The organism is Trinickia acidisoli, from assembly GCF_017315725.1.
Taxonomy (GTDB): domain Bacteria; phylum Pseudomonadota; class Gammaproteobacteria; order Burkholderiales; family Burkholderiaceae; genus Trinickia; species Trinickia acidisoli.
In genome coordinates this window covers 1089214-1112925 of sequence record NZ_JAFLRG010000001.1, presented here as the reverse complement: position 1 = coordinate 1112925, position 23712 = coordinate 1089214, and the positions used below count along the sequence as shown (strand labels likewise).

The 23712-nt window shown below is 60.7% G+C and carries 21 protein-coding genes and 1 pseudogene; 11 read left to right on the top strand and 11 right to left on the bottom strand.

Annotation, left to right across the window (positions count from 1 at the left end; genetic code table 11):
* Positions 1-30: 30 nt before the first annotated feature.
* Positions 31-831, bottom strand: a complete 801-nt coding sequence (locus J3485_RS05160; protein WP_206951480.1) for an alpha/beta fold hydrolase — start codon at positions 829-831, stop codon at positions 31-33.
* 219 nt (positions 832-1050) lie between these two features.
* On the opposite strand from J3485_RS05160, the gene J3485_RS05155 reads away from it, so the two are divergent.
* Both J3485_RS05155 and J3485_RS05150 read left to right on the top strand, forming a co-directional pair.
* Positions 1051-1344 carry a type II toxin-antitoxin system Phd/YefM family antitoxin gene (locus J3485_RS05155; protein ID WP_206951479.1) on the top strand — a complete coding sequence of 98 codons (294 nt, stop codon included), beginning with the start codon at positions 1051-1053 and terminating at the stop codon, positions 1342-1344.
* A complete protein-coding gene (locus J3485_RS05150) occupies positions 1344-1730 on the top strand; it encodes a type II toxin-antitoxin system RelE/ParE family toxin (protein WP_206951478.1) in 387 nt (128 codons plus the stop codon). The genes J3485_RS05155 and J3485_RS05150 overlap by 1 nt, the downstream gene beginning before the upstream one ends.
* 140 nt (positions 1731-1870) lie before the next feature.
* Here J3485_RS05150 and J3485_RS05145 read toward each other — a convergent pair whose 3' ends face one another.
* On the bottom strand, positions 1871-3334 hold the full coding sequence (locus J3485_RS05145; protein WP_242538487.1) for an alpha-L-arabinofuranosidase B: 1464 nt from the start codon (positions 3332-3334) through the stop codon (positions 1871-1873).
* A 493-nt stretch (positions 3335-3827) separates the two neighbouring features.
* On the opposite strand from J3485_RS05145, the gene J3485_RS05140 reads away from it, so the two are divergent.
* Complete coding sequence (locus tag J3485_RS05140; RefSeq protein ID WP_206951476.1) at positions 3828-4037, top strand: hypothetical protein; 210 nt, start codon at positions 3828-3830, stop codon at positions 4035-4037.
* 141 nt (positions 4038-4178) lie between these two features.
* Here J3485_RS05140 and J3485_RS05135 read toward each other — a convergent pair whose 3' ends face one another.
* The 3 genes from J3485_RS05135 to J3485_RS05125 all read right to left on the bottom strand — a co-directional run bounded on the left by J3485_RS05135 (position 4179) and on the right by J3485_RS05125 (position 7636).
* The gene (locus J3485_RS05135) at positions 4179-4976 is read right to left on the bottom strand and encodes a sulfotransferase family protein (protein WP_206951475.1); all 798 of its coding nucleotides are present in this window, start codon (positions 4974-4976) and stop codon (positions 4179-4181) included.
* Between the two features lie 393 nt (positions 4977-5369).
* Complete coding sequence (locus tag J3485_RS05130; protein WP_206951474.1) at positions 5370-6509, bottom strand: porin; 1140 nt, start codon at positions 6507-6509, stop codon at positions 5370-5372.
* 53 nt (positions 6510-6562) lie between these two features.
* On the bottom strand, positions 6563-7636 hold the full coding sequence (locus tag J3485_RS05125; protein ID WP_206951473.1) for a hypothetical protein: 1074 nt from the start codon (positions 7634-7636) through the stop codon (positions 6563-6565).
* Positions 7637-8112: 476 nt separating this feature from the next.
* On the opposite strand from J3485_RS05125, the pseudogene J3485_RS29505 reads away from it, so the two are divergent.
* From J3485_RS29505 to J3485_RS05115, 3 genes and pseudogenes are all read left to right on the top strand, one after another.
* Positions 8113-8295: pseudogene (locus J3485_RS29505) on the top strand (helix-turn-helix domain-containing protein); the annotation flags it as partial.
* A gap of 33 nt (positions 8296-8328) precedes the next feature.
* Positions 8329-9024 (top strand): substrate binding domain-containing protein, encoded by a 696-nt coding sequence (locus tag J3485_RS05120; protein ID WP_242538486.1) that lies wholly within the window; start codon positions 8329-8331, stop codon positions 9022-9024.
* A gap of 103 nt (positions 9025-9127) precedes the next feature.
* Positions 9128-10684 carry a BCCT family transporter gene (locus J3485_RS05115; protein ID WP_206951471.1) on the top strand — a complete coding sequence of 519 codons (1557 nt, stop codon included), beginning with the start codon at positions 9128-9130 and terminating at the stop codon, positions 10682-10684.
* Positions 10685-10813: 129 nt separating this feature from the next.
* Here the strand turns inward: J3485_RS05115 and J3485_RS05110 are convergent, their stop codons facing one another.
* Positions 10814-11239 carry a TOBE domain-containing protein gene (locus J3485_RS05110; RefSeq protein ID WP_206951470.1) on the bottom strand — a complete coding sequence of 142 codons (426 nt, stop codon included), beginning with the start codon at positions 11237-11239 and terminating at the stop codon, positions 10814-10816.
* Between the two features lie 197 nt (positions 11240-11436).
* Between J3485_RS05110 and J3485_RS05105 the strand changes: the two genes are divergently transcribed.
* The 3 genes from J3485_RS05105 to J3485_RS05095 all read left to right on the top strand — a co-directional run bounded on the left by J3485_RS05105 (position 11437) and on the right by J3485_RS05095 (position 15594).
* Positions 11437-12312: an extracellular solute-binding protein gene (locus J3485_RS05105; RefSeq protein WP_206951469.1), complete on the top strand. Its 876-nt coding sequence runs from the start codon at positions 11437-11439 to the stop codon at positions 12310-12312.
* Positions 12309-14213, top strand: a complete 1905-nt coding sequence (locus J3485_RS05100; protein WP_206951468.1) for an ABC transporter ATP-binding protein/permease — start codon at positions 12309-12311, stop codon at positions 14211-14213. The genes J3485_RS05105 and J3485_RS05100 overlap by 4 nt, the downstream gene beginning before the upstream one ends.
* A 178-nt stretch (positions 14214-14391) precedes the next feature.
* Complete coding sequence (locus J3485_RS05095; protein ID WP_206951467.1) at positions 14392-15594, top strand: ammonium transporter; 1203 nt, start codon at positions 14392-14394, stop codon at positions 15592-15594.
* A 69-nt stretch (positions 15595-15663) separates the two neighbouring features.
* Here the strand turns inward: J3485_RS05095 and acs are convergent, their stop codons facing one another.
* The 3 genes from acs to J3485_RS05080 form a co-directional block, all read right to left on the bottom strand.
* Positions 15664-17604, bottom strand: a complete 1941-nt coding sequence (gene acs, locus J3485_RS05090) for an acetate--CoA ligase (RefSeq protein ID WP_206951466.1) — start codon at positions 17602-17604, stop codon at positions 15664-15666.
* A gap of 86 nt (positions 17605-17690) precedes the next feature.
* Positions 17691-18269 (bottom strand): acetate uptake transporter, encoded by a 579-nt coding sequence (locus tag J3485_RS05085; RefSeq protein WP_206951465.1) that lies wholly within the window; start codon positions 18267-18269, stop codon positions 17691-17693.
* 320 nt (positions 18270-18589) lie between these two features.
* Positions 18590-19039, bottom strand: a complete 450-nt coding sequence (locus J3485_RS05080; RefSeq protein ID WP_206951464.1) for a MarR family winged helix-turn-helix transcriptional regulator — start codon at positions 19037-19039, stop codon at positions 18590-18592.
* 178 nt (positions 19040-19217) lie between these two features.
* On the opposite strand from J3485_RS05080, the gene J3485_RS05075 reads away from it, so the two are divergent.
* Positions 19218-20708: a DHA2 family efflux MFS transporter permease subunit gene (locus J3485_RS05075; protein ID WP_206955656.1), complete on the top strand. Its 1491-nt coding sequence runs from the start codon at positions 19218-19220 to the stop codon at positions 20706-20708.
* A gap of 19 nt (positions 20709-20727) precedes the next feature.
* On the opposite strand, the gene J3485_RS05070 is transcribed toward J3485_RS05075, so the two are convergent.
* Both J3485_RS05070 and J3485_RS05065 read right to left on the bottom strand, forming a co-directional pair.
* Positions 20728-20865: an HHHH-motif protein gene (locus J3485_RS05070; protein WP_206951463.1), complete on the bottom strand. Its 138-nt coding sequence runs from the start codon at positions 20863-20865 to the stop codon at positions 20728-20730.
* Positions 20866-20919: 54 nt separating this feature from the next.
* On the bottom strand, positions 20920-21120 hold the full coding sequence (locus tag J3485_RS05065; protein ID WP_206951462.1) for a hypothetical protein: 201 nt from the start codon (positions 21118-21120) through the stop codon (positions 20920-20922).
* Positions 21121-21489: 369 nt separating this feature from the next.
* Between J3485_RS05065 and J3485_RS05060 the strand changes: the two genes are divergently transcribed.
* On the top strand, positions 21490-23709 hold the full coding sequence (locus J3485_RS05060) for a TonB-dependent siderophore receptor (protein ID WP_206951461.1): 2220 nt from the start codon (positions 21490-21492) through the stop codon (positions 23707-23709).
* The last annotated feature ends 3 nt before the right edge of the window (positions 23710-23712 follow it).

Sequence of the window (23712 nt, the reverse complement as noted above, 5' to 3'; positions counted from 1 at the left end):
GTAAGGCGCCCCTTCGCGGGCGCCTTACGTCTACTTCCCGGAAGTGACCGACTGTCCCATCAACCAGCTGTTGATGTCGCTTAGCACCTCCACCTCGATGCCGAGGAATCCATGTGGCGCATGTCCGCCGCAATTCTCCGACTTGTCTCCACCGCCCTGCGTGGAATCGACTTCAACGAAATCGAAATGGTTGTGTTCGGCCAGACGCTTACCCCCATATGCCGGCGACGAAACGCACGCGTCATCCCGATTCGAGACGACCAACACGCGATATTTCGCGCCGTCCACGTCAAGATCGGCGATGTTCGCGCCGCCCCTGTGCGAGACGGTCACGGGAGAGGTCAACACGAATGCATCGGCCACGGTCGGATCGCGTTGCAGCGCATTACCGACCGATACCGTCCCCGCACTCGTACTGACCAACGCGATCTTCGCGTTCGAGAAACGTTGCCGCACCGTCGCCACCACGGCCTGCGTATCCGCGAACGATTCCTTGCTTCGCCGGAAGAGACCGTCGACGCCCTGCGGGTGATCGGATGGCGTATCGACCAATACGACCGCATCGCCCCAATCGATCCAATGGTGCGCCGAGCGAATCAGAAAGTTGCCCTTGAGCGTCGTCGCCCCGGTCGCGTCGAGATGCAGGGCGCCCGGCGTACCGCCGAATAGAACGATCACCCACGGTGGATTGGGCGACGGCGACTCGATAAAGACGCTTTGCGTTATGCCGTCCCGTGTCGGGAACGTCACGAGGTCGCCGCGATCGAGCGGATTGGCGTGGACGTTGACGGCGATGAGCAAGGCGGTTATTGCACAATAGAAACGCTTCATGCGGTGTTCCCCGTGGAGTGGTCTAGTCAGCGTGCAACCGGTCATCATCATTGCCGTCGCTCGGGTACGGTCTTGCGATAGTAATCGACGTTCGTCCAACATCAGATGATCGGTTAGTTCGTGCGCTTTTCTTGCCGTGTCGGTTGTCTCGAACTGGTCTTGACTGGGCATCTGGATTCTTGTACGTTTCTGTTAACAAATTTTGTACGAGATACGTATATGTCCATTCGGACCCAAGACGTAGTGCCCATTAGCGAAGCGCGTTCACGACTGACAGAGTTGGCGGAGGATGTGATCGCCGGCGTCGAGAAGGTTTTGACGAAGAACGGCTCGGCGTACGTCGCGCTTGTCGACGCCCGGAAGCTGGATTACTACCATGCCCTCGAAGCAGAGCACGGCCGGCTGGTCCTGTTGAGTGATGCCGAGAAGGGACTCAAGGACGCGCTTGCAGGTCGAGTACAGTCCGAAGAGGAATTCCGTCAGTCGCTGCGACGCTCCGGTTCCCGGAAGTGATGCGAGTTGATTTTGCGGAAAGCTTCGGGGAACGGCTAGGCATCCTCGAAGCGTTCATGCTCGCTCAAGACGCTGACTCGGCATACACGAGGATTGAACACTTGCAGGACGAGGTTCTCCAGTTCGTTGACCTAGTGAAGCTGCATCCGAAAATTGGCCGCCCGGCGGGTGTGCTTGCCGCCAATTCGATCGAAGGCCAATGGCGGCTGGAACGGGTACTGCGGTTTGCCGTTGATGCGGGAGTGCCTGAGCTCCGGGAATACGTCATACATGCCCACTTGGTGTTGTACGCGCACTCGGATTCGCGCGTTCTGATGTTATCCATTCGCCACCAGCGAGAATTGGGGTATGTGCAAGAAGCAAGTTCGCGACATGTCCCGATCTGAAGATCTTGTGAATTCGTCGACCGAAACGAAAGCCCTTCAGCGATACCGCTGCGCCGAAGGGCTTGACCGCTCTTTTCGTTACAACACGTTCAGACCTTCTCGTCCTGCATTTTTCTAGGCCGACATAGATTCAGCCAGCCTCACGGCGCCCACGGTGCCGTCACGAGCCAACTGACGTCGTAGGTCCACAAGTTCGCCGAATCGAAATCATTCGGGCCACCATCGCTGCTGACGTAAAGCGTGTTGTTGTAATGGCGCAGGTATCGGGTCGGGTAGTTGTAGGAACGGAACGACGTCCCTTGCCCATCTTTTCCGGCCTCGGCGCAAAAGGTTGCGTCCTCACGAAATTGTTCTGTTCCGTCCATCGGCTCCCGGTAAACGTGGAAGTCGAAGTGGCGCATGAATTCACCCGGATAATCACGCGATTCGAACGAGTAGCAGCTCGAATCCGCAAGGCCGGCGCGTAAGATCCACGTCGAATCTTGAGCGGCCAAGGTCGAACTCGTACTGGAGATCACCGCGGTGACCACCGTGCCGCTTTGCGCGGTCTCGCCGCTTTGTTGGCTGATGTATCGGGTCGTGCAACAAGGCGTGGTCGCGTTCAACGAAACCGTCGAATCTTGACTCAATGCACCGGCGGCCGAAGTCGGGCCGCCGTAGCCAACGCTCACGATATTGGCCTGGACGGCGTTGTCGACGGCATCGCTAGGCACACCCGCGGTCATCACCCCTTCAAAGAAAGAGCCGATCGACCCGTTGCTGTTGTCGCCGCCCGTCCCCAGCACGATCGATCCTTCCTGATGCATGGGCTGGTAGCCATTCGTGGGCAGCGCCCCAGAGTAGCTGGTCGTGAGCGCCCCGCTCTGCGCGTTGCCGTACTTGAGCACGAAGTTCTTTTGACCGTCGTTTTTCAGCACCGCGGTCACGTACGGTTCTGTGTTGCCCGTATTGGCCGTGTCTTGGCTTGGTCCGGCGCCCGACTCGAACAACCCGTTCTCGAGGTCGGCCTGCACCCACGGGCCGCTACCGCTGCAAGGCGCGAACCAGCATTCGGTACTGAAATTGATCGCATCCATGTGCCCGTTGCCGGTATCTGTGATCGACGTTTCCGCATTGCCATAGTCGAAGCAGCATGAACCGTTGAAGTGCGTGCCGGAGGTGACCATGTACATCCCCTCGGGAGCGCCGTTCCGGGCGACTCCCGTCGTGGCGACATTACGGTAGCCCATCACGCCCGAGAACGACGCGCCATAGACTTTGGCACCGCCTGCGGTGACCGGCAACGCATCCGCCGGAACCCCGCCGTCGGCGCCGCCGTTACCGCCTTTGGGCTCGATCGTGAGGTCGTTGTGATTGGACGTTTGGTCGTAAATGACGCTGATTACGCATGTGGTACCGGCACAGAACGCGTCCTGATCGCTGGCCTTGGCGTAGCCGCCCGTGGCTTGCACACCGATGTTCTCCGTCTGGCTGTCCGACGCGCGTTTGACTTGGTAAAGCGGGCCATCGTAGTTGGCAAATAGCGCGCGCGTCGTGCTATGCGCGGCGACACAAGCCGTTCCTCCGTTTGCGTAGATGTCGCACGGCAGGAGGCCGGCAGCCATCGAGACAGTCGGTCCTGCCAACAAAAACGTGAATCCAAGGACGATCGCCCCCCACAGGCGGCGAAGTAATGACCCATGCTTCATGTCGAATTTCCCTTTCGATCATAACTTTATTAGTCGGACTATATTGACATATTTGGGGTCAAATAGTCTGCCGTGAAGCCCCACTCATCTGCCCTTCCCCAGAGAATTGGCCAACCATTCCACTCTCGTTGTCTTGCCGACGGCGACGACATTTCATCGCCTCAAAGGCCGCAAAAATACCTAGGCTGGGTCAGCCTATCGACGCAAACTTCGCAATTGTCAGCACCCCAATTTCCTCGATAAAAGTGGGAAATTAAGCCGATTTCCGGCCAGAACATCGGTCTTATATGGGATTCAAAAGGAAAATATAGAATTAAAGTGGGAAGTTAATGCGGCTGCCGTTCGCTAAGTCGACAATGCCGCTGTCTCAACCGGGCCCTTGGCCATTAGAACTTTGCTTGGTGCTCGAATGCCAGCCGAAATCATTTCGCTCATCGATATCTCCGGTATTGTTTTCATTGAACGAACTGCTGCTCGGGTGGAGCAATCCGCCGAACGCCGGCCACTGTCAGCCAAGCGAAAGACGAATGGTCTTACTATAGAGAGAAAATTTAAGAAGTCTAGCTTTTTCGCGCGGACGCCGCGCGCCGAGGCGATCGCCTCGGTCTCGGGCTTTTGACGGACCATTGGGCGCGGCAACGAAGCGACACTCGGACGTCGCCTCGATAGGCGCGTTGCAGGATGCGGCTCTGCGTCTCGAACGCTGCGGCTGTGATAGACGCTGCCGGGCAGGATTTGAGTGTGTCTCACAGGCAATGCTTTACGCAGCGACATACCCCAGCCGCGTTGCCGCTCGGCCTGCAAGTTTCAAGAGTTTGTCGTCGGTCATCGGCGTATCGGGAACGACATAAAGATCCGCCATATCGGTCACCGGTTCGCTGAACGGCGTAGGCGTGCGTCGCTGAGACGTCAGAAAGTCGCTGATTGCCGATGCATCGGCCAAACCAAGGAACGCTCCGATGCGCTGAGCCGTCGTATCGGAATCCTCGATCAGATTGCGATACGCGATCGTCAGTGTGTGCTGCGCCGGCAGTTCCTCGAAAAAATCGAGAATCTCCGTTACGTATTGCCCCCACACGCGGATGCCATCATCGATCGAGCCGATCCAATGCTTGCGCACCAGTGAGTTGGCCACGCGGCCCGGATCGCGATGAATGTGAATGAACCGCGCCGTCGGCAGCAATTCACGTATCAGCCGCAGACACGACCCCGAGCGCGGCAGGCGCTCGACCGACCCCATGCGGCCAGACAGGACCGACGGGTCCGCGTACGGAGGATGCTTATCCCCCCAAATCGGCGTCGTGATTTCGAGCGCGTCGCGATAAAAACGCTCGACCCAGCCACCGAGCGTATGACGGCTAAAAGCGATAAAGCGATCCCTAAGCGGCGGACTCAGCAAATCCGGACGATCACTGCCGACGTCCAGCGTGTCTTTGAGCAGAGCGAAGACTCGGCACTCGTTCGTCAAATGAATGAGGGGGTGGGCATTGAGAACACAGCAAAGAAAGGTCGTTCCCGACCTCGGCGAACCTACGACGAACAGCGGGAAAGATTGCATTTTTTCACCTCTGATGGGGCGGGATCGGTTCGATTGGACGCAGATGTAGCCGTATCGGCCGTTATTGGCGACGAGCGCTTAACTTCCTTTCAACTTATTGACGAAGTGAATACTAGACGCTTGCTGGTGCGGCTTGGCAACCGCTTTGTATCGATCCGTTACGCCGTAATCGATGACAACGCGGCCAGCGGCTGGGATCGCCGCATTTCGTCATGGGTGTAACGGTCGGAAAGATTCGCGCGCGGCGCGGTCACGTAGTGATTGCGTGGCGCTTGGAATGAGTTCTGATTGCGTCACGCAGGTAGCACGCACGCGTACGAGACCGACGACAAAAGGAGGCGCGGGCCACGAACGCCCCGCGCCTCCTGTTTCGAATCCCCGTATGGACTTGCTTCAGAAGCGGTGAGTCATTGCAACGCGGTAGATCATCTGGTTGGAGGTCGACGAAGGGCTCGGCGCGCCGGGAATGTAGGCATAGTCGAAGTCCTGACCGGTGTTGCCGTTCGCATGCTGATAGGCAGCCTGCAGATACAGCGACGTGCGCGCGCTCAGATCGTAATCGAACATCAGCGACACCTGATTCCAGTTCGGACTCGAATTGCCCGTCACCGTCGACACATGCGCTCGCGTGAACGTATACGCCGCCCCCAGCCACAGGTCGTGGCGCAGAAAGTACTTGCCATTGAGTTCGATATTGTCGAACTTCCACGCGTGCTGCGTCCCGGCGGCAGGCTGCGTGACGAAGTAGGCGTTCGAGGTCGGATCGTAGACGTCGACATGCGAGTACGCCAGCGCGAGATAAGCCTTGTCGCCGAACGTATACGACAGGCCGGCGTCGATGTTCTGTTGACTGGCCGCGGTAAATACCACGGTTGCGCTCGGCGCCGCACCGCCGGCCGTCGCGCCGCCGTTATCGGTCTTCAGGTATGCGACCGCCGCGGAGAACTGCCCCATCTGATACTGAAGCGCCGCGCCGTATAGGCGATTGCCCGCGAAGCTCGTGCTATTGCTGAAGCCGTACATCGCCTCGCCGGTCAACCCCGCCACCGTCGGCGACACATATTTGACGGCGTTCTGGATGCGGTAATCATAATCCGCGTTATCGTTGTCGTACGGATGCGCGCCGAGGTCGCCTTCCCAGTTGCCGGCGGCGGTAAAACCGCTCCACAGATCGATGGTCGGGTCGTACTGGCGCCCCATCGTCACGGTCCCGTACCGCGTCGATCCGAGACCGACATAGGCTTGACGCCCGAACATCAGGCCGCCCTGGCCCAGCGCACCGGTATTGGCATTGAAGCCGTTTTCCAGCACGAACAGCGCCTTCAAGCCGCCGCCGAGAGCTTCGTTGCCCTTGATGCCGAAGCGGCTACCCACCGTATCGCCGCTCACCATCTGATAGCTGCGCGCGCCGCCCGCGTTGGAGGTGATGTCGAGCCCTTCGTCGATGAGGCCATACAACGTGACGCTGCTTTGTGCATGAGCGGCACCGGCCAAAGCCGTCAGCGCCGCCACATATATCGCTTTGCTTCTCATTCGTGTCTCCAATTTAATATTGATCGTTTTAATATCTAATGCGCAAGCATTGATTAAACGCGCATGCCGACCAGGCCGGCAGTCACGACGGCGGTCACGACGCCACCGATACCGACTATCCCCCACGCAATCATGTTGGATCGAGCGACGGGCATGCCGTGCGTTCGAGTAACGACGCGCAAACCGCATGCGACGTGGCAAATCACCAAGAAAACGGCCATCGAGTAGTGCGGCAGCAGACGAATATTCCACTCGTCTTTGATGAGTCCCGCGGGCAAACCCGTGGCCCATGCGTAGTTCGTTTCAGTACCGAAATACCGAGCGAGAACAAAAACCGCATTGATATGGGATGCGATAAAAAACGTCAGAAACATCCCCGATGCGGTTTGGACCGAATCCAGCAGATCGCCTTTACGCACCATCTTTGGACGAAGCAAGACGAGCCCGCTGATGATCTGGAAAATGAAGGCGACGACCAGAAGGGGTTCTACGATGTGCTGCCGGTAGACCACCTCCAACACTTTCATTATCGATTTATGCGCGTCAGGGCCGAGAATGCCAAACAAATGGTTGAACAGATGAGGGGCCAGGAAAACGCCGAGGATAAACAGAGCGGAGATGCCATGCGCAACCCGCACTGGCGCATGGAGTCTAGGATCGTCGAGAACGACGAGGCGCTGTGGCGTGGTCTGCGCAAGCAGCGCACCCAGCGCGGCAATGGTAATCCAGAGGCCAGTCCAGACGGCGATATCGTGCCCATAGATCTTCATCATGTACAACAGCACCCCGACCAGCACATAGGCCGGGGGCGCGGCAAACGCCAAGTGAGACATTCTTCTCGCGAGTGCGGTGCGCGCTGCCATGTCGTCCCGCTGGCTCAGGTTGTAGAGCACATAAAACGCGAACAACGGCACCAGATACGCGGTGCCTAAATAGATCAGTGCCGCCGCTGTAACATGCTGATTGGTCGCGACCGAATCGTGAAATAATTTAAGCGCCCATGGGTAATACAATACCGCTATGCACGGGAAAATCCATACCCATTCGACAATTACGTTGCGGGCACCCGCAATTCGAGTACGTGGGACATCTGTACTCGACGGATGGTCGGCGAGGGATTGCGTCATGACAGTCTCCATTAACGATTGTTGCAAAATCGAGCCAGTACTTTGCTGTGCTCTTGTCGAATATTCGCTATCGCCTGTATCGGGGCCGACCCACTAAAGTCACCTAGCTTGCGACAGCCTCTTACATGGATTGTCAATTATCCGTGGCGCAGATTCGGTTGATAGATGGCAAGGGGTTACCGTGGCGGTAACCGTTTGGCAACGACCCTTCGATATGAGCATCGATGCGCAACATACTTCATCGCCTTGGGCAATCCGGAGTCGCCATGCGGTAAGGCGATGAGGCCGAAATAGTGTTGTGAGATTTGCGAGGCGCAGGCATATTGGCACGAGTCTCCCGCACATTTCGACGAGGTTTGGATGAGTCCGAAGGGCAAGGCACGCGAGCAGTGTGCGATCGGCGTCACGGTGTCGATCGCGCCGCCGCATGATGGGCTGGCGGCGAGGGCCCGTTCGTGTGCCCCCGAGACATTCGTATGACGACCAACTCGAATTTCTCCGGAATCGTGGCGTTCATGAAAGTGGCCATGACGGGAAATTTCAACAAAGCCGCGCGTGAGTTGGGCATTTCAAGCCCGGCCGTGAGCCGAAGCATCGCGCGTCTCGAAGAACATCTCGGCGTTCGCCTCCTCAACCGCAACGCGCGCAACGTTTCTTTAACGCCCGAAGGGACGAGTTTCTTCGACGAATGTTTGCCGAGCGTCGAGCAGCTCATCCGTTCGACGCAAGATCTGAAGAATGCGGGCGAGCTCGCCTACGGCCGGCTGCGAGTGAGTTCGACCGTGGGCTTCGGCAGGAAATGCATCGCGCCGCTGCTTCCTGGGTTTTGCGCTCAGTATCCCGACATTCGACTCGAGTTTTACCTCAACGACCTCACGGTCGAATTCGCGCGCGACCGCGTGGACGTGGCGATACGCAATGGGCGTCTTGACGATGCCGAGATCATTGCTCGGCAGATAGCACCGATGAAACTTATCGTATGCGGCTCGCCCGACTATCTGCGCCATGCGGGGATGCCTGCTGATCCCGCGGATATCGAGCATCACAAATGCATCACTTTTCAGCTTGCGGATACCGGGAAAACACACGACTGGGAATTCGTCATCAACGGCAATTTGGTCAAAATTCCCGTGCAAGGGTCCCAGGTGTTCAACGATGCGGAGTTGGTCGCGTCCGCCGTGGTGGCGGGCGGAGGGTTGGCTCAACTCGCCAATTACCAGGCCGATCCCTTGATACGCAGCGGGGCGGTCGTCCCCTTGCTGCCGGAATTCATCGCTCCCGGCCGCGGCCACTTCATTTGCTATCTGAGCAGAAAGCAATTGCCGACCCGTATACGTGTTTTCGTCGAATATATCGTCTCCGCACTGCGTGACCCAACATCCAATTAGCGCTGATTCGCTTCGATAGAATCATCGAATGGCCCGGGTCCCCTGAAACCGAGGGATCGCACGCAAGATGGTCATGCCGAGACAGACGCCCTCAGGAGGCGACGTGGAATCGTCTATCAAGCCGGCACCCGGTGCCAAGGCCGGTGGTGTGCGGCGATGTCGCAAAGGGGGAATCGACTGGCCGATCTTTTGCTCGAGCGGCGGATTCTTTCTGCTGTTCCTGATCGCGGCATCGATCAATTTGCGCTGGTGGTCGAAGGTCATCGCTATCGCCTTCGCGTGGGTCACCGAGCGTTTTGGTCTTTACTGGCAGGTGCTGATGCTCGCCACGCTAGTCATCAGCCTCGGCATCGCGTTCTCGAAACTCGGACGCGTCAAACTTGGCGGCATCGATCAAACCCCATCCAATTCGACCTTCAATTGGGCGGTCATCGTCATCTGCGCTTTGCTGGCTGGCGGAGGCGCGTTTTGGGCCGCCGCTGAGCCGTTGATCAATTTTGTCGATCCGCCCCCCTTCTACCCCATCGAAAGCGAAACGTACGCGGCAGGCGTCGAGGCCCTTGCACAATCTTTCTTGCACTGGGGCTTTCTTTCATGGGCAATACTGGGCAGCCTGCTGAGCATCGTCTTGATGCATTTGCACTACGACAAGGGATTGCCGCTTGCGCCGCGCACGCTGCTATATCCGCTTTTCGGCGCACGCGCGCTCAAGGGCCCGATTGCGGTGATTGCCGATGCAACGGCGATCGTCGCAGTCGCCGCGGGAACGATCGGGCCGATTGGCTTTCTGGGTCTGCAGATCGCCTACGTGCTCCACATCATGTGGAACGCACCTGACACGATCGCAACGCAGGCACTCGTCATTCTCTCCGTGACCGTCATCTTCACCGCAGCCTGCGTCGCCGGTCTCGACGGGTTGCGCTTCGTCTGCAAAATTCACGTGTGGCTGATGCTGGGGCTCGCCGCATTCTTATATCTGTTCGGTCCGACGGCGTTTCTCAATACGGTCTTCTTCAAGGCGTTCGCTGTCCACGTCGTCGATTTCGCGCTAACGGCAACACATCGCGGCAATAGCACGTGGACGCACTCATGGACGCTCTTCTACTGGGGCTGGTTTATCGGATATGCGCCCGTCATGGCCATCTATGTCGCCAAAGTTTCGCGAGGCCGAACGATCCGCGAGGTCGTGACGCTACTGTCGATCGCGGCGCCCTTGATCACGATGTTGTGGTTCACGCTGGTTGGAGGAACGGGTATCGGCATCGAGTTGCGATCGCCAAACGTCGTGATCGGCCATGGCATGCAACCCGAAGCGCTACTGCTGGGTGTTGCACAGGCCATGCCATTGCCTGGTCTGATTTCCGCGTTGTTTCTATTTCTCAGCTTCTTCTCGGTCGTGACGAACGCCGGCTCGATCGCCTACACCATTGCAATGTCGGCAACCGACGATCGGGAAGAACCTGATAACTGGTTGAAGATTTTTTGGGCCGTCGGCATGGGGGCGATCGGCGCGGTGCTGATTACGATGGGAGCCGGCGGCGTAAGTGCGCTGCAATCGTTCATCGTCATTACAGCGGCGCCGGTATCGCTGATGATTTTGCCCGCGCTTTGGGATGCGATCCGCATCGCCCGTGCAATGGCGGCCGAGCAAGGCGTTTAGCGTTCACTCGAACACTGATCGCCAAGTTGGAGGCGCGAATCTTCGCGTTACGCGGTAAGCACCCGCGCAACGATGCGCGCGAGTCGTTTGACATGCCGCGGCGCCGGCAAATCGCGCGGCGTGCCTAGCTCAATCGACGCCGACGATGACGCTCGATGCCTTGAAGAGCGCTGCCGCATTTTTGCCGACGGCAAGCCCGAGGCGCTCGACACTGTCGTTGGTGATGATCGACACGATCTGCGCGCCGCCCGCTGCTTTGATCACGACTTCGGCGTTGACCGCCCCCTTCTCGACCGACGCGACGGTTCCCGCAATGCAGTTGCGCGCCGAGACCTTGCTGCTGTCGGCATCCACCATCACGACCACCGACGACGCCTTGATCAACGCAAATGCGTCGGAGCCTTTGGCAAGGCTCAGCGACGCGGCACTCCCGTGCGTAATGATCGCGACGATTTCGAGGCCCTCTTGGGTTCGCAGCGTGAGTTCGTCGTTGACGGCCCCGGCCTTGACCGAATCGATCTTGCCGGCGAAATGGTTGCGAGCGCTGGTTCGCATGTTGATCTCCGAAGTGACTTTCGTTGCCCGGCCAAAAGCGAATCTTGGTTTGGAGCGTCACTAGTGTACTGCCGGCGAAACGGAGCGAGCGCGTAAAGCGTCAATACCGGGAATTCGAAAGCTGCGCCCTTCCGCCCACATAATGCGCTCGGAAGCAGGCGTAATATACGCGTCTTCATAACGCGAAGGGGATACGCATGTTCCGTAAGTTTTTTGTCGGTTTCGTCGTGCTCGCGGGTGTCGCGGCCGCGCAAAACAGCTTGGCCGATGAAGGCACCGTCAAGGTGCTGTATGCCGGCTCGCTCGTCAACCTGATGGAGCGCGATGTCGGCCCCGCCTTCGAGAAGCAAACGGGCCTGCATTTCGAAGGGTATGCCGCGGGATCGAAAAAGATCGCCAACGAGATCAAGAGCAAGTTGCGCCAGGGCGACGTCTTCGTCAGCGCAAGCCCGAAGGTCAACGACCTCCTGATGGGCGCGGCCAACGGCAATCACGTCACGTGGTATCTGACCTTTGCCAAATCGCCGCTGGTCATCGGCTATAACCCGCAGAGCCGCTTCGCTCAGGACTTCCGAACCAAACGCTGGGATCAAGTGCTGCAAGAGAGCGGCATCCGCATCGGCCGCACGGACCCGAAGCTCGATCCGAAGGGCGCCTTTACGCTCGACTTGATGACGAAAGCCGCGACGCTCTACGCTGAGCCCGATCTCGTCGAGAAGACGCTCGGCGCGCCGGAAAACCCCGCGCAAGTCCTGCCGGAAGAAACGCTCGTCGGGCGCCTACAATCGGGCGAACTCGACGCGGGCTTCTTCTATTCGACGGAAACGTCCGATCTGAAGATTCCCGCGGTGCAGCCCGCCGCCGAATTGAAGGCCCAGGCGAATTACACGCTGACGGTGCTGTCCGATGCGCCGAACGCGGCGGGTGCGGCCCGTTTCGTCGATTTCCTGCTCAGCCCGCAAGGACACGCCCTACTCGAGGCGCACGGCGTCGACGTCGTGAAGCCGACTGTCGGCGGCAACGCGCAAGCCGTGCCGGCGGCGTTGAAGACGGCGCTCGATTCAAGCCAATGACCCGAACGCTCGCGCGGCCGCTTCTGCCGCTCGCCCTTCTGCTCGCTGTCTATCTGTGCCTGCCGTTCGCAGCGAGCGTGCCGCAGATCGGGCACGCGGATTGGGCGGGCGTCGATTGGCGCGCGACCTGGTCGGCGGTCGGCGTTTCGGCCGCCAGCGCGAGCACGGCTGCGCTCATCATCCTCATCGGCGGCGTGCCGCTCGGCTACTGGCTCGCCCGCTCGTCGTCGCGCGCCATGGCCCTGCTCGGCTTCGTCGTGCAATTGCCGCTCGCGCTGCCGCCGCTCACGAGCGGCGTGCTGCTCCTCTTTCTGGTCGGTCCGTACAGCGCGATCGGCCGTGTCTTGAACGGCGCGCTGACCGATTCCTTCACCGGCATCGTCATTGCCGAAACGTTCGTCGCCGCGCCGTTTCTGATCGTCGCGGCGCGTTCGTCGTTCGCCATGATCGACCCCGTATTCGAAGACGTTGCCGCGACGCTCGGCCATCACTCGATGAGCCGCTTCTTTCGCGTGCTGCTGCCGGCGGCCTGGCCCGGTATTCGCGCCGGTCTCGCGCTGACGTGGCTACGCGCATTCGGTGAATTCGGCGCCACCGTGATGGTCGCCTATCACCCGTATTCGCTGCCCGTCTACACCTACGTCCTCTTCGGCGGGCAAGGCTTGCCGGCCATGATGCCGCTGCTGCTGCCCACTATCGCCATCGCGATCGGCTGTGCCGTGTTGTCGGTCTACAGCCGCGGCGCGAAATACGACGCTGCCCAAGATCCATCCGAGAACGGCGACGAGCCGGCGCTCGCGCCCGTACCCGGGCCACCCGCAACCGCCACAGCGGACAACCCGCGTCTCGCCATCGAGTTGAAGCGGCGGCTCGGAACGTTCGATCTCGACATCCGATGGACACCCTCGACGCGGCGGCTCGCGATCATCGGACCTTCGGGTTCGGGCAAATCGCTCGCACTGCGCTTGATCGCGGGCCTCGACCATAACGAAACCGGCAGCGTGACGCTCGGCCGGCGCGATCTCGACCGCTTGCCGCCCGAGCATCGGCAGATCGGCTATATGCCGCAGGACTACGGTCTCTTTCCCCATATGACGGTGTTCGAGCAACTCGCCTTTCCCGTCGACGCGGACAGCGCAAGTGCTCGCTATTGGATCGATCACCTAGGGCTCGCCACGCTACTGAACCGCTTGCCGCGTCAGCTCTCGTTCGGCCAGCGCCAGCGCGTCGCGCTCGCGCGAGCGCTAACGCGGCATAGTCATCTGCTTTTGTTCGACGAACCGTTTTCGGCGCTCGATACCCCACGCCGCCGTCAGTTGCAGCGCTCGCTGCGTGAGCTGCAACGCGAGATTTCCGCAGTGACTATCCTCGTCACGCACGACCCGGACGAAGCCGCCCTGCTCGCCGACGAACTGCTCGTCATCGACCAAGGCCGCGTGCTGCAAGCCGGGCCCACCGAGCAGGTGTTCTCGCAGCCGGCCAGCATGCGTGTGTCCGAGCTGCTCGGTCTGCGCAATGTCGGCACGGGTGTCATGCGTGCTCCCGGAATGATCGAAGTGGGCGACGGCCTGATCCTCGCAACCGCAAACGGGTCGATCGAACCCGGCCGCCCTCTTATGTGGCGCGTGGCGTCGCGAGCGATTCGGCCTGGACATGGCGAGCACGCGTTCATGGCGCAAGTGCTCTCGATCGAATTGCGTCATGGCGAGCGCTTCGCCCGCATCGAAGCAGCCGGGGTTCGGTTCGACGTGTCGATCGGCGAGTTCTCGCTGCGAGAGGGACGCGTAGAGGCATTCGTCGTCGATCGCGCGGGAGTATCGGCGTGGGTTTGCGCACCGATTTCGGACACATCGCCCCGGCTCATCGCCGAATGCGCAAATCGAGTGCGCGCGCTCGAATAGCGTGCAACGCACGCACCTACAGAGTGCGAACGCGCTGACGTTCCCCGATCGTTCTCCCGACCCTCTTTGGTGCGCAAACGGCGCCACGGCAAGTGCATGCACAAATCAGGAACATTCATTCACCGACCTGGTACGCAGATTGCTTTCCTTGCCTGTTTTTTGCGCATCGATTGATCTTATGAATGACCTGAAAACGGGCGCCGACACATTATTTCTCTTACTCGGCGCCGCAATGGTGCTCGCCATGCATGCGGGATTCGCATTCCTCGAGCTTGGTACGGTTCGCAAAAAGAATCAGGTCAACGCGCTCGTGAAGATCCTCGTCGATTTCGCGGTGTCGACCATCGCGTACTTCTTCATCGGCTACACGATCGCCTACGGCGTCCAGTTCTTCGGCAATGCGGCAACGCTCGCCGAGCACAACGGATATCAGCTCGTGCGGTTCTTCTTTCTGCTGACGTTCGCCGCGGCGATCCCGGCGATCGTCTCAGGCGGGATCGCCGAGCGCGCCAAGTTCAACCCGCAGCTCTGCGCAACCTTCCTTCTCGTCGGCTTCATCTATCCATTCTTCGAAGGCATCGCCTGGAACGACCGGTTCGGCCTGCAGACGTGGCTCGCCGCGACGTTCGGCGCGCCGTTTCACGATTTCGCCGGCTCCGTCGTGGTGCACGCGTTCGGCGGCTGGGTGGCGCTGCCGGCCGTGCTGCTGCTCGGTGCGCGGCGTGGCCGATATCAGCGCGACGGCCGTATCGCGGCGCATCCTCCGTCGAACATCCCGTTCCTCGCCTTGGGCGCCTGGGTGCTTGCGGTGGGCTGGTTCGGCTTCAACGTCATGAGCGCGCAGACGATCGACAAGATCAGCGGGCTCGTCGCGGTCAACTCGCTGATGGCGATGGTCGGCGGCACGCTGGCCGCGTGTCTCGCCGGGCGCAACGATCCGGGTTTCGCCTACAACGGCCCGCTCGCGGGACTCGTCGCCGTGTGCGCGGGGTCCGACGTCATGCATCCGATCGGTGCACTCATCACCGGTGCGATCGCGGGCGCGCTGTTCGTCTATATGTTCACGTGCGTACAGAATCGTTGGCGCATCGACGACGTCCTCGGTGTATGGCCGCTGCATGGCCTGTGCGGGGCGTGGGGCGGCATTGCCGCCGGCATCTTCGGGGCGAAGGCGCTCGGCGGCGCCGGCGGGGTGTCGATGATCTCGCAGGTGCTCGGCACGCTTGCGGCCATCGTCGTCGCCACGGCCGGCGGTGCAATCGTCTATGGCGTCTTGCGCGCGACGGTGGGCATTCGGCTCGACGACGAAAGCGAGTTCGACGGCGCCGATCTCTCGGTCCATAAGATTAGCGCCACGCCGGAGCGCGAGACGGTGGTCTAAGTCGGGCGCGCGATCGGGGCCGCCCGTTCGCGCACCATCTTTACTTCGCCGTTCACGCCAGATGCCGGATCAATGCGCTTTGCGCTCGTTGACCAGGTCTTCCACCACACGCGGATCGGCCAGGGTCGACACATCGCCCAAGTTCTCGTAATCGCCGGTGGCGATCTTGCGCAAGATTCGGCGCATGATCTTGCCCGAGCGCGTCTTGGGCAGAGCGGGCGCCCATTGGATGAAGTCCGGATTGGCGATCGGGCCGATCTCCCGGCGCACGAACTCCGTCAACTCCTGGCGCAGCGCATCGCTCGCCTTGACGTCGGCCTTCAGCGTGACGTAAGCGTAGATGCCTTGGCCCTTGACGTCGTGCGGATATCCGACCACGGCCGCTTCCGCAACGTTGGGGTGCAACACCAGCGCGCTCTCCACTTCGGCGGTGCCCAAGCGGTGCCCCGAAACGTTGATGACGTCGTCGATCCGGCCGCTGATCCAATAGTCGCCGTCCGCATCGCGATAACACCCATCGCCGGTGTAATACATCCCTTCGAATTGACTGAAATAGGTTTGCTTCATGCGATCGGGATCGCCATAGACAGACCGCATTTGCCCAGGCCACGAATCGAGCATGCACAGACTGCCGGTGCCGGCACCCTCGATCACGTGACCCGTTTCGTCGACGAGCGCCGGACGTATGCCGAAAAGCGGACGCGTGGCGGAGCCGGGCTTGAGCGTCGTCGCCCCCGGCAGCGGCGCAATCATCATTCCGCCTGTCTCGGTCTGCCACCAGGTGTCGACCACCGGGCAACGCTGCTCGCCTACGACCTCGTAGTACCACAGCCAAGCCGCCGGATTGATCGGCTCGCCCACGGTACCGAGCAGCCGCAGCGATTTGCGCGACGTCTTTTTCACCGGCGCGTCGCCATCGCGCATCAGCGCGCGGATGGCGGTCGGCGCGGTATAGATGATTTGCACCCGATGCTTGTCGCACACCTGCCAGTAGCGCGAACTATCCGGATAGTTAGGCATACCTTCGAACATGACCGTGATGGCACCATTGGCCAACGGCCCATAGACGATGTAGCTATGCCCCGTCACCCAACCGCAGTCGGCCGTACACCAGTAGACGTCGCCGTCGTGATAGTCGAAAACGTATTGGTGCGTCAACGCGACATAGGTCAGATAGCCGCCGGTCGTATGGACGACCCCTTTGGGCTTGCCGGTCGAGCCTGAGGTGTAGAGGATGTAGAGCGGGTCCTCCGCGCCCATTTCCTCCGGCGCACAGTCGGCCGAGCTTCGACTCATCAGATCCTCGTACCAATGATCTCGGCCCTCGCGCCAATCGACCTTGCCGCCGGTGCGCTTGACAACCACGCATCGGTCCACCTTCGGACATTTCTCCATGGCCTTGTCGGCACTGGCCTTCATCGGAATCGTTCGCCCGCCTCGCACGCCTTCGTCGGCCGTGATGAGGATGCTCGAGTCGCAGTCCTGGATACGGTTGGCGAGCGCGTCGGGCGAGAAGCCGCCGAACACCACGGAATGGACCGCCCCGATGCGCGCACATGCCAGCATGGCGACGGCAATTTCGGGAATCATCGGCATATAGATCGTGACGCGATCGCCCCGCGCGACGCCAAGCGACTTCAGCGCGTTGGCAAACTTGCAAACCTGCTCGTGAAGTTCGCGATAGGTGAGAGTGCGGTGGACGGACGGGTCATCGCCTTCCCAGATGATCGCGGTCTGGTCGCCTCGCGTCGCCAAATGGCGATCGACACAGTTGCTGCATACGTTGAGCGTCCCGTCGTAGAACCAGCGGATATGCAAGTCTTGGCTGGCGAACGAGACGTCCTTGACGAGCGTGTAGGGCTTGATCCAATCGAGCCGCTTGCCTTGCTCACGCCAAAATCCCTCCGGGTCGTCCACCGAACGGCGATACATCGCTTCGTAACGCGCCGAGTCGGCCCATGCATTCGCGGCCCAGGCGGCAGGCGCCGGAAAGACTCGATGCTCAGACATGGTGGTTTCCTCCTTCCTTCAGAATGAGCGCCGCAGGGGCGGCCGGACGACACGCTCGATGCGCGCCGGCGCCGGCCGCCGCATGACTACGCCGCCCGAGGATGGGCTTGCGCCCAGTCGTGGGTCGGAAGCACGGTATGTCCGAGGCTTTCGTTGATGACCATGGCCGCCGAAGCATAGAACGCCAGAATCGCGGTCACCAAGCCCGTATAGCCGCCGATTTGCGTGGCCAGGCTCGAGCCCGTCCATGCACCGATGGCCAGGATCAGGTAAGTGATCCAGAGCGCCAGGAAAACCAGTTGCACCGACGTGCTCGTATGCAGCGAGGCGATCCACATGTAGAAAGTGAACACGCCCCATACCAGCAGATACCAGCCGACGAACGATTCAGGGACTTTCGAGCCCAGAAATGCCGCGAACAGCGCAAAGGACCACCAGAAGGCGCCGTAACTGAGGAACGCCACCATCGCTAGCGTATTGCCGCGCGGATATTCGAGCACACCGGCGATCATCTGCGCCGTGCCGCCGAACGCGAACGCCAGGGCCAGCACGAGCCCCAAAGCCTCCGGGCCGTACCAGCCCGCGTTCACCATGCTCAGCATCCAGGTAGTGAATGCAAAACCGGCGAGGCCAAGCGGTGCCGGGTTCGAGAATTGACTCTTCATAAACCGCCTCCGTGGTGATTTGCAGTTGATAAACATGCTCGGAGACGATACGAAGCCCTCGGTCGCCGCCGAACGCGACCGTGGGAGACTTGCCTTCGATGCCCGTCGGTTTGAGATAAAGTGTTCGACCCCATTTGACGGTGCAACTCAGCACAAGGCCACGCGGTGCACCTAAAGTGTAGGCGACAGATTTGCGGCCTACAGGGTCGGACGACAGACACCAAGCAGCCGGCTCAGGGGTTGCCCGCCCACCCATTGGTTGGACAAATGGACCCAGCGACAACTTGCGTTAGCGTCGAGGCCGAAAATGCGCGGCCGTGCTACTCGATGCCTTCGCCGATGCTTTCGACGAAGTTGCCACGTACGCGCTGCAGCAGACGGATCAGCGTCTCGCGCTCGGCCAGCGACAATCCGCGCAGGCCCTCCTCCGCCACCTCGTCTCCGACTTTCAGCACGCGCGGGAACATGCTGCGCGCCTTGCGGGTCAATCGAATCACGAATGCGCGACGATCGTCGCCGCTCGCCACCCGCTCGACCCATCCGTAGCCTTCCATCCGATCGAGCAAGCGCGTCAGCGAGATCGGCGTGATCTCCAAGAACTCGGCCAGGCGTGCCTGGTTCATCTCGCCCTGCCACGTCAAATACGCCAGCACGTGGCTTTGCGCGCGCGTCAGTCCCAGCCGCTTCGCGCGTTTGTCGTAGAGACGACCGCACAGCCGCCCCGCATCGGTGATCAAAAAGCCCAGCCGGCTCTCGTAGCTCTTGTCCATGCGCGGATTATAGGGGAGCGAATCGACGGCGGCTCCGTCGGCCTCATCGGTACATATGCTAGATTATAATAAGCATGCTTACTATTTGAAGATCGCTGCTCCGCCTGCCGATCGCGGGAGATATCCGTTGAGTGAACCGCTTTGCGCCGCCCAGCCGAGCCGGCCGCTGAACCGGCCGATGCTGACCGTCTCGATCATGCTCGCAACGTTGATGCAAACGCTCGACAGCACGATCGCGAACGTTGCGCTGCCTCATATGCAGGGCAGCTTGGCGGCGTCTCAGGACGAAATCACGTGGGTGTTGACCTCGTACATCGTCGCCGCGGCGATCGCCACGCCGCTCACGGGCTGGGTGTCGGATCGATTGACCGTGAAGCGGCTTCTGACGTTTTCGATCGTGGGCTTCACGGTGGCGTCGGCGCTGTGCGGCTTGTCGGAGACGGTCGCGCAGATCGTCGTCGCGCGGCTGCTGCAGGGCATCTTCGGCGCCGCGCTGGTGCCGCTGTCGCAGTCGATTCTGCTCGACGTCAATCCCCGAGAGAAGCAAGGCCAGGCGATGGCGATCTGGGGCATGGGCGTGATGGTCGGGCCGATCATCGGGCCGACGCTCGGCGGTTGGCTCACCGAGAGCTATTCGTGGCGCTGGGTGTTCTTCATCAATTTGCCGATCGGCGCGCTGGCACTGGCCGGCGTCGCAGCCTTTCTGCCCGCGAAGGCGCCCAAGCACGGCGTGACGTTCGACACCTTCGGCTTCGCCACGCTCGCCCTCGCCATCGGCGCCTTGCAGGCGATGCTCGATCGCGGCGAGCAACTCGACTGGTTCGGTTCGAAAGAAATCATCGTCGAGGCGTTGCTCGCGTCGATCAGCTTCGCGTTCTTCCTCGTGCACACGGCAACGGCCGGCAAGGTGTCTTTCTTCAAGCGCGAGCTACTGCGCGACCCCAACTTCGCGGTCGGCACGTTCTTCATCTTCGTGGTGGGCGCCGTGCTGTATGCCACGCGGGCGTTGATTCCGCCCATGCTGCAGAACCTGATGGGCTACCCCGTCGCAATGGCCGGCCTCGTCACGGCACCGAGCGGCGCGGGAACGATGGTCGCGATGCTGCTGGCGGGAAAATTACTGCGGCGGGTCGATGCGCGGCTGATTCTGCTGGCCGGACTCGGCATCTCCGCATTCGCGCTATGGCAGATGATGCGGTACACGATCGTGCTGTCGCCTTCCGACATCGTGTGGCCGGGCGTTATTCAGGGCTTCGGGCTCGGCCTCGTATTCGTACCGCTCAGCACGCTCACGTTCTCGACGCTGACGGCCGAGTTGCGCGCCGACGGCACGGCAACCTACAGCTTGATGCGCAACATCGGCAGCAGTATCGGTATTTCGATCGTGCAAACGTTGTTGACGCGCTACACGCAGGTGTCGCACGCCGACCTCGCGACGCATGTCACGCCGTTCGATCCTGCTATTGAGCACCTGCTCGCTTCGGGGTCGAGTCTTCGCATCGCGATCCTCGATCAAACGATCACGCAACAGTCCGCCATGATCGCTTACGTGGACGACTTCAAGCTGATGTTCGTCGCCACGCTGCTCGCCATCCCGCTGCTCGCGCTGATTCGCGCGCCTCGCGTGCAGCCGGAGGACGGCGTGGCTTCGCACGCGGCGATCGATTGAGGCGACCGCCGCGGCTCGATCACTTCACCCAGTGGCACACGCGATGGTGATGGTGATCAAAATGACAGACGCGGTGGGAATGCGCCTCGGCAATGGCCGGAACCAGGGCTGCCGTTGCAACGGCGGCCAGGACGATCGCTTTCAAGAAGGTCTTCATATTCATTTCCTCATTCAGTTCGATTAACAATGGGTGAAAGGAGATTGGCCGCGATCACTGAGGGCGCTGCTCGTATCCTTCGGGATGCCGCGCTTCCCAATCGTGGCGCTCCCAATAACGATGTCCATCCCAATAGCGATCTCCATGCCAGCCGATCGTCACCTCGGCCGGGGCCGGCCCGTATGCGATACAACCAGCGAGCGACGCACACGATAGCGTGCCCACCAGCAATGTCAATATCAAGACCCTGTTCATTGTTGCTCCTTGCAAACCGACGGCGATCATACGGACGCAGTGCGTCTCAAGTGTAAGAACTTGCTACGGTTCATGACAGGCGCCTGTTCGTTCGGACGCCTGCACGCGGCGGCAAACACGCCGCGACGGATCCCCGACCCGTCGGACTATACCCCCTATTAACGCCCCCAATCCTCACTGACCGTCATCCCGCAGCCAGATAGCGGGAGGGTCTGTCCACATTTATCTTGAAACCGTCATTGATTTATGTAATGATAATCATTCTCATTTGCATTCACAACACCGAGCAACCACCGAAAGCACTGCTCGCAAAAAAAGCACGCACGCACGGATGGCAGGCATCCAACATCGACACAGGGGTTTTCTTACATGCTGACCAAGACGCCGCTCGCCCGGGCGCTCAAACTGGCGTTCGCGCTACATGTCACGGCGCTTCCGCTCGCAGCGCACGCGCAAGCTTCATCGGCTCCCGCCACGCCGAACACCCCCCGCCAGAAAGACGCCCCGGCGTCTTCGCCGGAAGCCGCATCGGCGCCGGTGGCAACGCTGCCGGCCGTCACGGTCGACGGCAGTGCCCAGCGCACCGACTTGCGCAGCGACACGTCCACGGTCGGGGCGAAGGTGCCGACGGCGCAGCGCGACATCGCGCAATCGGTCACGGTGATCAACCAAGCGCTCATGCAGTCGCAAGGCGCAACGTCGTTCCAAGACAGCTTGCGCAATGCCCCGGGCATCACGATCGGCGGCGCCGAGGGCGGCCAGATCGGCAACAACATCAATTTGCGAGGGTTCACCGCGCAGAACGACATCTATCTCGACGGCTTCCGCGATCGCAACCAGTACTATCGCGACACGTTCGACCTCGAATCGATCGACGTGCTGTACGGCCCCTCGTCGATGCTCTTCGGACGGGGCTCGACCGGCGGCGTGATCAATCAGGTCAGCAAACGGCCGACCCTCAAGGAATCCGCGGAAATCTCGACGACGGTCGGCACCGACGATCGCTACCGGACCACGGTCGATTTGAACCACCCGCTGACCGATACCGCCGCCTTTCGCATCGACGCATTCGGCCAGTCGATCGGCTCGACCCGCGATGAGATGAAGAACAAGGATTACGGGATCGCGCCGTCGGTCCGCTTCGGGATCGGCACGCCGACCGAAGTCACGATCTCCGCGCTGATCCAGCACAACTACGACATGCCCGACTATGGCGTGCAGTCGCTCGACGGCCATCCCTTCGCGCCTTCGATGCACACGTATTACGGGCTGACCGACGACCGCACGATCCAGGACGTGCAGTCGCTGCGAGCGCGCATCGATCACAAGATTTCCGATTCGCTGTCGGTATCGAACCAGACGCAGATTTCCCACTCGATGACCGATGCGCGCGAAACCGCCGCGCATGCCGTGCTCACGGGCCCGCTCGCTTCGAGCCCCGCGCTCTCGAACGGCAACTTCACCACGCTGCCGCCGCAGGATCTGTACGTGCAATTGCAGAGCCACGATCGCGTGATCGAGAACAGCTCGCTCAGCAACGACTCGATGGTTCGCTACAAATTCAATACGGGACCGGTCGGTCACGACTTGATCGCTGGCACCGAGGTCAGCTACGAGACCTACAGCAACCAAGCCTATACGCGCAACAATCTACCGATCGTCTCGCTGGTCGATCCGGTGTACGAGAGTACGCCGTCGAACGTTACGCAGACGATCGGGAACTACGCCGCCTCCGGCGCAACGTCGCTCGCCGCATACGTGAACGACACGATCTCGCTCGGCGAGCACTGGAAGGTGATCGGCGGCTTGCGCTGGGATCGCTTCCAAGCACACATCAGCAACACGATCAACGCGCCGGGCTATACCGCTCAGACGAACTACTTCACGAGCGTGCGGGCAGGCACGATCTACCAGCCGACGGATTGGCAGTCGTACTACTTCTCGTACGGCACGTCGTTCGACCCTTCGCTCGAAGCGCTGACCGTCACGAACTTCACGCAGAACCTCGCCCCGGAGCACACGAAGTCGTACGAGGTGGGCGGCAAGTGGGAGTTGCTCGGCGGCAATCTGTCGGTCACGTCGGCGCTCTTCCAGGAGGAGATGGACAACGCGCGCACGCAGGTGTCCTCGACCGAATACACGCTCGACGGCGACATCCGCGTACGCGGCTTCCAGGCAGGCGTGACCGGCCACCTCTTGCCGAACTGGCAAGTGTTCGGCGGATACACGTACATGGACGCGATGATCCTACGCGCGGACGACGGCACACAAGGCCACACCCCGGCCAATACGCCGCGCAACACCCTGACGCTCTGGACGACCTACGACTTCACGCCGCATTGGGAAATCGGCGGCGGCCCGACGTATATGTCGGCGCGCTATGCGGCGAACACGAACTATGTGCAGGTCGGCGGCTACACCCGCTGGGACGCGATGGCCGCGTATCACGAGAAGAAGTGGGATTTGCGTCTGAATCTGTTGAACTTGACCAACAAGTTCTACTACGACGCGCTGATCCAATCCGATGGCGGCCGCTCGGTGCCGGGTATCGGCCGCACGCTCCTCGCGACGTTCGAATACCGACTGTGAGGA